7 protein-coding genes and 2 pseudogenes are annotated in these 8,175 nt (G+C 67.1%); 8 read left to right on the forward strand and 1 reads right to left on the reverse strand.

The window, feature by feature from the left end; all coding sequences use genetic code 11:
* The 3 genes from H7965_RS27455 to H7965_RS27465 form a co-directional block, all read left to right on the forward strand.
* Nucleotides 1-350, forward strand: a 350-nt coding sequence (locus H7965_RS27455; protein WP_456308206.1) for a hypothetical protein, incomplete at its 5' end; no start/stop codon positions are given.
* Nucleotides 351-555: 205 nt separating this feature from the next.
* A complete protein-coding gene (locus tag H7965_RS27460) occupies nucleotides 556-789 on the forward strand; it encodes a hypothetical protein (RefSeq protein ID WP_186773722.1) in 234 nt (77 codons plus the stop codon).
* Nucleotides 790-1,213: 424 nt separating this feature from the next.
* Nucleotides 1,214-2,014: a hypothetical protein gene (locus tag H7965_RS27465; protein ID WP_186773723.1), complete on the forward strand. Its 801-nt coding sequence runs from the start codon at nucleotides 1,214-1,216 to the stop codon at nucleotides 2,012-2,014.
* 112 nt (nucleotides 2,015-2,126) lie between these two features.
* Here the strand turns inward: H7965_RS27465 and H7965_RS27470 are convergent, their stop codons facing one another.
* Nucleotides 2,127-3,593, reverse strand: a complete 1,467-nt coding sequence (locus tag H7965_RS27470) for a tetratricopeptide repeat protein (protein ID WP_186773724.1) — start codon at nucleotides 3,591-3,593, stop codon at nucleotides 2,127-2,129.
* 184 nt (nucleotides 3,594-3,777) lie between these two features.
* On the opposite strand from H7965_RS27470, the gene H7965_RS27475 reads away from it, so the two are divergent.
* From H7965_RS27475 to istB, 5 genes and pseudogenes are all read left to right on the forward strand, one after another.
* A complete protein-coding gene (locus H7965_RS27475; RefSeq protein ID WP_229682825.1) occupies nucleotides 3,778-4,518 on the forward strand; it encodes a hypothetical protein in 741 nt (246 codons plus the stop codon).
* A 207-nt stretch (nucleotides 4,519-4,725) separates the two neighbouring features.
* Nucleotides 4,726-5,646, forward strand: coding sequence for a GNAT family N-acetyltransferase (locus tag H7965_RS27480; protein ID WP_186773725.1), 921 nt, complete (start codon nucleotides 4,726-4,728; stop codon nucleotides 5,644-5,646).
* A gap of 96 nt (nucleotides 5,647-5,742) precedes the next feature.
* Nucleotides 5,743-5,832, forward strand: a pseudogene (locus tag H7965_RS32095) (DUF3489 domain-containing protein); the annotation flags it as partial.
* Nucleotides 5,833-5,927: 95 nt separating this feature from the next.
* Nucleotides 5,928-7,451, forward strand: coding sequence for an IS21 family transposase (gene istA / locus H7965_RS27490; RefSeq protein WP_186773728.1), 1,524 nt, complete (start codon nucleotides 5,928-5,930; stop codon nucleotides 7,449-7,451).
* Nucleotides 7,441-8,055 (forward strand): annotated as a pseudogene (gene istB / locus H7965_RS27495) (IS21-like element helper ATPase IstB); the annotation flags it as partial. The gene istA and the pseudogene istB, both read left to right, overlap by 11 nt.
* Between the last annotated feature and the right edge of the window lie 120 nt (nucleotides 8,056-8,175).

An 8,175-nucleotide genomic window follows, 5' to 3' on the forward strand; every position in this document is an offset into this window, starting at 1 on the left:
AGCTCGCTGCGCTGTTCAGCGTGGACAGCTTCGCCGGCGGGCTGGCGGTCCAAGCGCTGCTCGCACTCTGGCTGTTCGGGCGTTTCGACCTCTCGCTGGCACAGGCGGGGCTGTTCTTCTTCTGGTCCTACGTGATGGCCGTCGTCATCCCACCGGAGCGCACGGCGGCTTCCAGCTTCACGGCGGTGCCGCGTAGCCTCGCGGCGGCGGCCGGGCCCGCCATTGCCGGCGCGATCTTCGCATCCGGATGGCAGACGGCGCCCTTCATCCTCTGCGGCGTGCTCAAGATCGCCTACGATCTGGCGTTGCTCTGGATCTTTCGCCACGTCAGGCCACCGGAGGAGCGGTAGCCGGCGATGCCGTCGCCGCTGCGTGCTGATATCGTGACCGGATGGTGTCCCCTTCGATCACCCTGGCGGAATACCCCGGCCCGCCGGGACTCTGCCAGCCTATTTCCGGCCCAGCCACCCAAACAGCAGTCAGATCTGATTCAGTTATTCCGCATCAGATCCCAACGCCATCTCTTGCTGCGCAGGTGCTGCTCTTGCTGCGCAGGTGCTGCCGCTGCTCGGCACAGGGCCCGCGACCGTGGCGCTCGAACTGCTGGCCCTCGAGCCAGCCGGGGCGGCCCTCGGCATGGCGCTGGCGATCAAGATGGTGGCCTATGCCGGCATAGCCCCCGTCGTCGGCGCCTTTGTCCATCTCGTTCCGCGCCGGTCCCTGCTGGTCGCGCTCGATGGGGTGTGCGCCGCCGTCGTGCTCTGCCTGCCCTTCGTCATGGAGGTCTGACAGCTCTACGCCCTGATCTTCATGCTGCGATCGGGCTTGGCCGTATTCATGCCGACTTTCCAGGCAACGATCCCTGACATCCTGCCAGAGGAAGCGGAGTACACGAAGCCACTCTCCGCCTCGCGCCTCGTCTACGACCTTGATGCGCTGGCGAGGCCCGCAATGGCAACCAGCCCCTCGACGCCAATCTCAGTTGAGCTGTGGCGGAAGGCTGCGGCCGCAAGCTCGGCACGCCGGCAGGGAAGCGGGTGAGCAGTGACGCTGGGGCGTAAAAATGGCGCACTCGCGATAGTCTTCGGAGAGGACGGGAAAGCTCCGGAAACTTCCGATGATGGCTGCGGAAAGCCGCGCCCGGTACCGTTGCGTCGTCTCCGGTGAGGACGGGGATGGATCGCATCAGGCCATCCGGCCAGGGAGTTTGACGATGAAGCACGACCGACATGCCCCGCATGTTCCGGCTAGGTTTCGCGAAGCCGATGACGATATCCTTTACGACCTTCCGCTCACCTTCGGCGGGATGTTTGATGGGACCTGGGCTGCTCGGCCCGGCCTCCATGGCGTCGGCCGCCCCGACCGGATCGACTCCATTGGGGATTTCCTCGAGACCTACGAAGGTCCTCAGAACGGCGATCTCGACGTCATTGTAGCGGATGCGTTCCTGACCCGCACGGACGAGGTGGTGCTGCGCGGGGTCCATGCGGCACCGATCGGTACGACAGACGGCGCGGCCTATGTGTGGGGCATCGACCGCGGCGCAGGCATCGAGCTCTTCCCAACCCTCGACCCGCCCATCGGGGAGGGCGTGACCTTCGACGCCGTGGTGATCCTTCTCCCGGACGGCACGGGCACGCTGATCGATCTGGTCACGGGTGGCGCAACGGACCTCGACTCCTCGAGTATCAAGATTGCCGGCTCGGTTATTAGCGTGAGCCTGAATGCGTCGCTCCTGCCCTCTCAGGGGCTCGCCTTCGAGGATTACGGGTACAACCTCTGGCCGCGCTTCGCGCCCGAGGGCGTGGATCCTGGCGACAACACGCAGGTCTCGGACTTCGCCCCGGACGCCAGCACCTTCACCGCTCGCCTGCTCGGGCGCACCGATGACCGCTCGTCCTGTGATGGCAGGCACGACGGTGCTTTCAGTAGTCCATCCGACCTGGCCGACATCATGGGTGGAGGCGGTCTGAGCATGCGGCCAGGTTGGGCAAGCGACTTCGACCTGGCATAGGCTGCAGAGGCACGTCCGCCGACAGGCGTCCGGCAGCGACCAAACATCCGCTCGCGCCGGCCGCCGGGCGCGCATATTTGGCAAGCGCTCGGCACCGCAGGACAGGGTTGGACTACTCCGGCACACCTGCCTTGGCGAGGCCCTCCAGGAAGACATCGCAATGTCCGAGCCCCTCAAGACGGCGGCGGAGCACGCCAAGGCGGACTGGCGGGCCGAGCCTGTTCCGTGTCTCCAGGAAGGCTCTCGCTTCCTCGATCTGACCGAGATGGGCGCAGCAGCTGATCAGGGAATGATAGTGGCCAGGGTAGTCGGCGAGGGCGGCGACCGAGGCGTGCAGGAAGGGCAGCGCCTCCGCAAAGCGCCGCGCCGCAAGCAGGGCCAGTCCGTGCAGTGCCGTGTAGTGGCCGGCGAAACTGTCCGTCGGGCTCATTCGAATCGCCAAGCCGGTCTCGACGATCGCCGCATCGAAGCGGCCAGCCATGGTCAGCGCCCATCCATGTGCCGCCCGGCCCAGCGCGAAATTCGGGTTGATGTCGAGTGCCGCCCGGAGCTCGGCCAGTGCCCGCTCGTGCTGTCGGGTTTCCGAGAGGCAGTAGCCGAGCGTCATCCGGGCCCAGGGTTCGGCCGGGTCGAGCGCGACCGCCTCCTGCGCATGCCGCACGGCTTGCGCGAACCCCTCGTCCCGGTCACCCGGCCACCAGTGGCTCGCCGTCGCCCACCAGACCGCCCAGCCAAGCAGGGCGTGCGCCCGCGCGTAGCGCGGCTCGATCGCAATGGCGCGCGCAAGCAGCGCCCGCGCCTCCTCGTTGTGCGCGCGCCCGACCCTGTTCATCAGCCCCATCGCCCGTACCACCAGGCCCCAGGCATCGATGCTGCCGGGCGGCCGGGCCGCGGCGCGCAGTCCCTCCGCGGCGTAGAGGTGCGGCTCGATCGCGGCGACGATGTTGCGCGTGATCTCGTCCTGCACCGCGAAGATATCCCCGAGCTCACGGTCGTAGCGCTCGGCCCAGATGTGCTTGCCTGTTGCCGCTTCCACCAGCTGGGCCGTAATGCGGATTCGACCCGCCGCCGCCCTGACGCTGCCCTCGAGAATGTAGCGGACACCCAGCTCCCGTCCGACCTGCCGCACGTCGACCGCGCGGCCCTTGTAGGTGAAGGTGGAGTTGCGGGCGATCACGAATAGCCAGCGCAGGCGGGAGAGGTCCGTGATGATGTCTTCGGCGAGCCCGTCCGCGAAGTGCTCCTGCCCGGGGTCGCCGCTCATATTCGTGAAAGACAGCACCGCGAGGGAAGGGCCATCCGGTGAGGGCAGGCCAGAGTCATCTACCACCAAGGGTGATGCGGTCGCGGGAAGGTCCGGGTAGTGCGGCCCACGCAGTGCAAGGCCGGTCTGACTTTCGACGATGGCGAGCGTCTTGTCCGAGAACAGACCAACGAGCAGCTTGTCCACAGTGGACTTGCCGAGTTTTGTTCTGAACGCAAACTGCTCGCGGGACATCCGTTCGCGCGCGATGTAGTCCCTGATCAGGCCAGCGATCCGCTTCCTCTCGTCCGATATCGACCCGTTCGCCACGTTCATGCCTCGCTCATGGGACGGCGCCTTTTGGGGAGCATGCCGGCGACGCTTCAGGAAATCCAGTTGAACCCTGCTACTTCGCAGGGAGAGGGGGCTGCCGCCTCAGGCCCCGGTGATCGGGTGACCGGGACAGCGCGCGATCCTCCGGCGCCTGAAGCGGGAAGGAAAGCTCCAGAAACTTCCGGCGATGGGCGCGGAAAGCCGCTTCGGTCAGCTTCGCCTCGTCCCACCACCGGTGGGAACGCCAGATTCGATGCGAAGGAGAATAACGGTGAGCAACGCCATACATCCATGCCCCGGGCGGAAGCGTGCAATGCGGAGCATGGCCTCATCCCTGCTGGCCCTTGCGGCCCTGGTGCTCGCGGGCAGCCCGCCGGTCGCCGCACATTCGGGCCATGACCATGGCTCGCGCCACCGCGTCTCCACCCCGGCGCCCGAGCCGGTCCTGCCGCCCGAGCTGCAGGAAGTGCGCGAGGCGCTCCGCAAGTATGAGAACCCGGCGGCCGCCGTGCGCGATGGCTTTCTCTCGACGCTCGGTTGCGTCGCCTATGAGAATGGCGCCATGGGCGTGCACTTCCTGAACGCCGCCCATCTCGGTCCGACGCCCGATCCGTTCCGTCCCGCGCTGCTGGTCTATGAGCCCGCCGAGAACGGTCGCCTACGCCTTGTCGCGGCCGAATGGTTCGTGCCGCTGGCGACCGGCATCACCGAGCGTCCGACGCTGTTCGGCCGGCCCTTCGATGGCCCGATGGCAGGCCACGAGCCGCTGATGCCGACGGAATTACACCACTACGACCTGCATGTCTGGCTGTGGAAGGAGAACCCGGCGGGGCTGTTCGCGGCAACGAACCCGAATGTCGGCTGCGCTGGCCATCCGTACGCGCTGATGGAGGCGCCCACCGACCTCCCATCCCCGCACCGGCATTAGGCGGAGCAGGAGGACGGGTAGGACCGAGACGGCAGTGCGCTGGCACACCAGCGCGGAGGCATCGGTGAAGACCGCAGCGGCCATCGGCATTTCGGATCGCAACAGCGTCGGCCCCTCGCCTGCCGCTGCGTCCCTACGAGGGAGCCGATGCGCTACCCCATTCCAAAGCCGCCTGATTCCAGCCACCAGAACGCAGGACCCAGTGCCATGAACAATCATCATCCTTCCGGACTTGCCACCCCGCTGGCACCGACCCGGGTCGAGCACCACGTCAGCATTCGGCCCGTCCGCACCGCGGACGCCGAGGTCTGCGGGCGCATCATACATGACGCATTCGCCGGTATCGCCGCCGCGCACGGCTTCCCGAAGGACTTCCCCTCAGGCGAGAGCGGTATCGCCCTTGCTCGCGCCCTGGCCGAGGATCCTGCGTACTACGGCGTGGTCGCGACGATCGGCGAAACTGTCGTCGGATCCAATTTCCTTTCTAAAGTCGACGAGGTGCGCGGCGTTGGCCCCATTACGGTGGACCCGTCCCGGCAGGCGGAGGGTATTGGTCGTCAGTTGATGCAGGCGGTGCTCGACCGCGCGCAGGACGCCGCCAGCGTGCGGCTGGTGCAGGACGCGTTCAATACGCGCTCGCTCGCGCTCTACGCTTCGCTCGGCTTCGAGGTGCAGGCTCCGCTCCTGTTGATGCATGGCACGCCGCGCGGCGAGATGGCCGGCGGAATGCGTGTCCGCCCGATGGAGGAGGCGGACATCCCGGCCTGTGACGCGCTCTGTAGCGCGGCGCATGGAGTCACACGTACGCAGGAACTGCGCCAGGCAATCGGCCGCCATGCACCGATGGTGCTGGAGCGCCACGGCCGGATGGTCGGCTACCTGACTGCGCCGGGCGTCTGGCTCGCCAACCACGGCGTGGCGGAGACGGAGCAGGATATGGCGGCGCTGCTTGCCGGTGCTGCGACGGCGCGTGGCGAGCCCATCTCGCTACTCCTACCGAGCTGTCAGGCGGGGCTGCTGCGCTGGTGCCTCGCCGAGGGAATGCGCGTGGTCAAGCCGATGACGCTGATGTCACGCGGCCGGTACCGCCAGCCGGCGCACTGCTGGTTCCCTTCGGTCTTCTACTGAGTCGCCCGTGAACAACGTGGCTTCAAGACGCGGCGAGATGCGCTGAGCGCGGCGCCACCATCGAATTACTGATCGTGAGGTGGCCAACCCGAAGGCGTAACCGTCGCCCAGATCGCCGTGGCCACCGGCTGGGCCAACCACACCGTCCGCGGCTTCTTCTCTTCGCCGGGTGTTGATTTGCAGTGAGAACTGACCCGGGAGGGTTCGAAGTTTTCGCTGAGAAGTGACCCGTGTCTGTTCACCTCCTCGACCGGATGGTCGGGGTTATCGGAGTGATCGACATGGAGTTGTTGAGCGTGATCCGCCGGTGGCGTCACCGGGATCGCATACCGATCCGCGAGATCGAGAGGCGGACGGGCCTGTCGCGGAACACGATCCGCAAGTATCTGCGGTCGGACGCCGTGGAGGTGAGGTTCAAGGTTCCCGAGCGGCCGAGCCGCCTGGACCTGTTCGCCGACAAGCTCTCGGAGTGGCTGAGGGTTGAGACGGGCAAGGGACGCAAGGGGCGCCGGACCGTGCGGCGGATCCACGCGGGCCTGGTGGCCCTGGGTTATGGTGGATCCTACGCTCGGGTCGCTGCCTTCGTCCGGCGCTGGCAAGCGAGACGGGAGACGGTGCAGTGGACCACCGGGCGCGGGGTGTTCGTGCCGCTCGCCTTCCAGCCCGGCGAGGCGTTCCAGTTCGACTGGAGCGAGGACTGGGCGACGGTGGGCGGCAAGCGCCTCAAGCTCCAGGCGGCCCCTACCAAGCTGTCGCACAGCCGGGCCTTCGTCATGCGGGCCTACAAGCTGCAGACCCACGAGATGCTGTTCGATGCCCTGGCCGAGGCGTTTCGCGTGCTGGGTGGCGTGCCGCGCCGCGGCATCTTCGACAACATGAGGACTGCCGTGGATCGCATCGGCACGGGCAAGATCCGGCAGGTCAACGCGCGGTTCGCGGCCATGGCCAGCCACTACCTGTTTGAGGCGACGTTCTGTAACCCGGCCTCGGGCTGGGAGAAGGGCCAGGTCGAGAAAAACGTGCAGGACGCCCGGTGGCAGATCTGGCAGGGCATGCCGTCGTTCGAGGATTTGCCCTCCCTCAACGCGTGGCTGGAGGCCCGTTGCATCGAGCGCTGGAACGAACTCCCCCACGGGGTCCTTCCCGGCAGCGTCGCCGAGGCGCATGCCCGGGAGAGGACGGGCCTGATGCCGATAGGGCGGGCGTTCGACGGCTTCGTCGGGCACGCCAAGCGGGTATCGCCGACCTGTCTCGTGCATTTCGAGAGCAACCGCTACAGCGTCCCAGCCTCGTTTGCCAATCGGCCGGTCAGCCTGCGGGTCAATCCCGACCGGCTCGTCGTGGCGGCCGAGGGACAGATCCTGTGCGAGCACGCCCGGATCGTCGAGCGCTCGCACGACGTTCCCAGCCGCACCGTCTACGACTGGCGGCACTACCTGGCAGTGATCCAGCGCAAGCCAGGCGCCCTGCGCAACGGCGCGCCCTTTGCCGAGATGCCGGAGGCGTTCCGCAAGCTCCAGGCCCAGCTCCTCCGGCGGCCCGGAGGTGACCGGGAGATGGTGGACATCCTCGCCCTCGTGCTGCAGCACGACGAGGTGGCCGTGCTGTGCGCCGTGGAGCTGGCCCTCGAGGGTGGCGTCGCCACCAAGACCCACGTCCTTAACGTCCTGCACCGCCTGACTGACGGCACGAACACGGCCGCGGTCATCGACGCACCCCAGGCCCTCGTCCTGAACCAGGAGCCGAGGGCCGACATCGAGCGCTACGACGCGCTGCGGGACCGCGAGGTGCGCCATGCGTCATGATCCCGCCAGCGCCGCTCTCGTGGTCATGCTGCGCGGGCTCAAGATGTACGGCATGGCCCAGGCGGTCGCCGAGCTGGTGGAACAGGGCGCACCGGCCTTCGAGGCGGCCGTTCCCATCCTCTCCCAGCTGCTCAAGGCCGAGATGGCCGAGCGCGAGGTGCGCTCAATCGCCTATCACACCAAGACCGCCCGGTTCCCCGCCTACAAGGATCTGGCAAGCTTCGATTTCGCGGCGAGCGAGGTCAACGAGGCCACGGTGCGGCAGCTGCACCGGGGGGAGTTCACCGAGCGAGCCGACAACGTCGTGCTCATCGGCGGCCCCGGCACCGGCAAGACGCATCTCGCCTCGGCACTTGGCATCCAGGCCATCGAGCACGGCCGCAAGAAAGTCAGGTTCTTCTCCACGGTCGACCTGGTGAATGCGCTGGAGCAGGAAAAGACCGCGAACAAGGCAGGGCAACTCGCCGATCGTCTGCTCCGTCTCGACCTCGTCATCCTCGACGAGCTCGGCTACCTGCCGTTCAGCTCGTCGGGCGGAGCCCTGTTGTTTCACCTGCTCAGCAAGCTCTACGAGCGCACCAGCGTCGTGATCACCACTAGGCTCGGAACTCGATTACCGCTTTGAGTGGCCCGGCCGGTTGTGATTCGCTGCCCCTTGGGCATCAGGGGCTTGCGCATGTCGGTACTGTTCTGGCTGAGCGATGAGCAATGGTCGGCGATCGCG

The organism is Siccirubricoccus deserti (assembly GCF_014283215.1).
Classification (GTDB): Bacteria; Pseudomonadota; Alphaproteobacteria; order Acetobacterales; family Acetobacteraceae; genus Siccirubricoccus; species Siccirubricoccus deserti.

Excerpts from the sequence above, each read along its gene's own strand:
- istA (WP_186773728.1), top strand. The coding sequence starts at position 5,928 with ATGGAGTTGTTGAGCGTGATCCGCCGGTGGCGTCACCGGGATCGCATA.
- H7965_RS27465 (WP_186773723.1), top strand. The coding sequence starts at position 1,214 with ATGAAGCACGACCGACATGCCCCGCATGTTCCGGCTAGGTTTCGCGAA.
- H7965_RS27480 (WP_186773725.1), top strand. The coding sequence starts at position 4,726 with ATGAACAATCATCATCCTTCCGGACTTGCCACCCCGCTGGCACCGACC.
- H7965_RS27470 (WP_186773724.1), bottom strand. The coding sequence starts at position 3,593 with ATGAACGTGGCGAACGGGTCGATATCGGACGAGAGGAAGCGGATCGCT.
- H7965_RS27475 (WP_229682825.1), top strand. The coding sequence starts at position 3,778 with ATGGGCGCGGAAAGCCGCTTCGGTCAGCTTCGCCTCGTCCCACCACCG.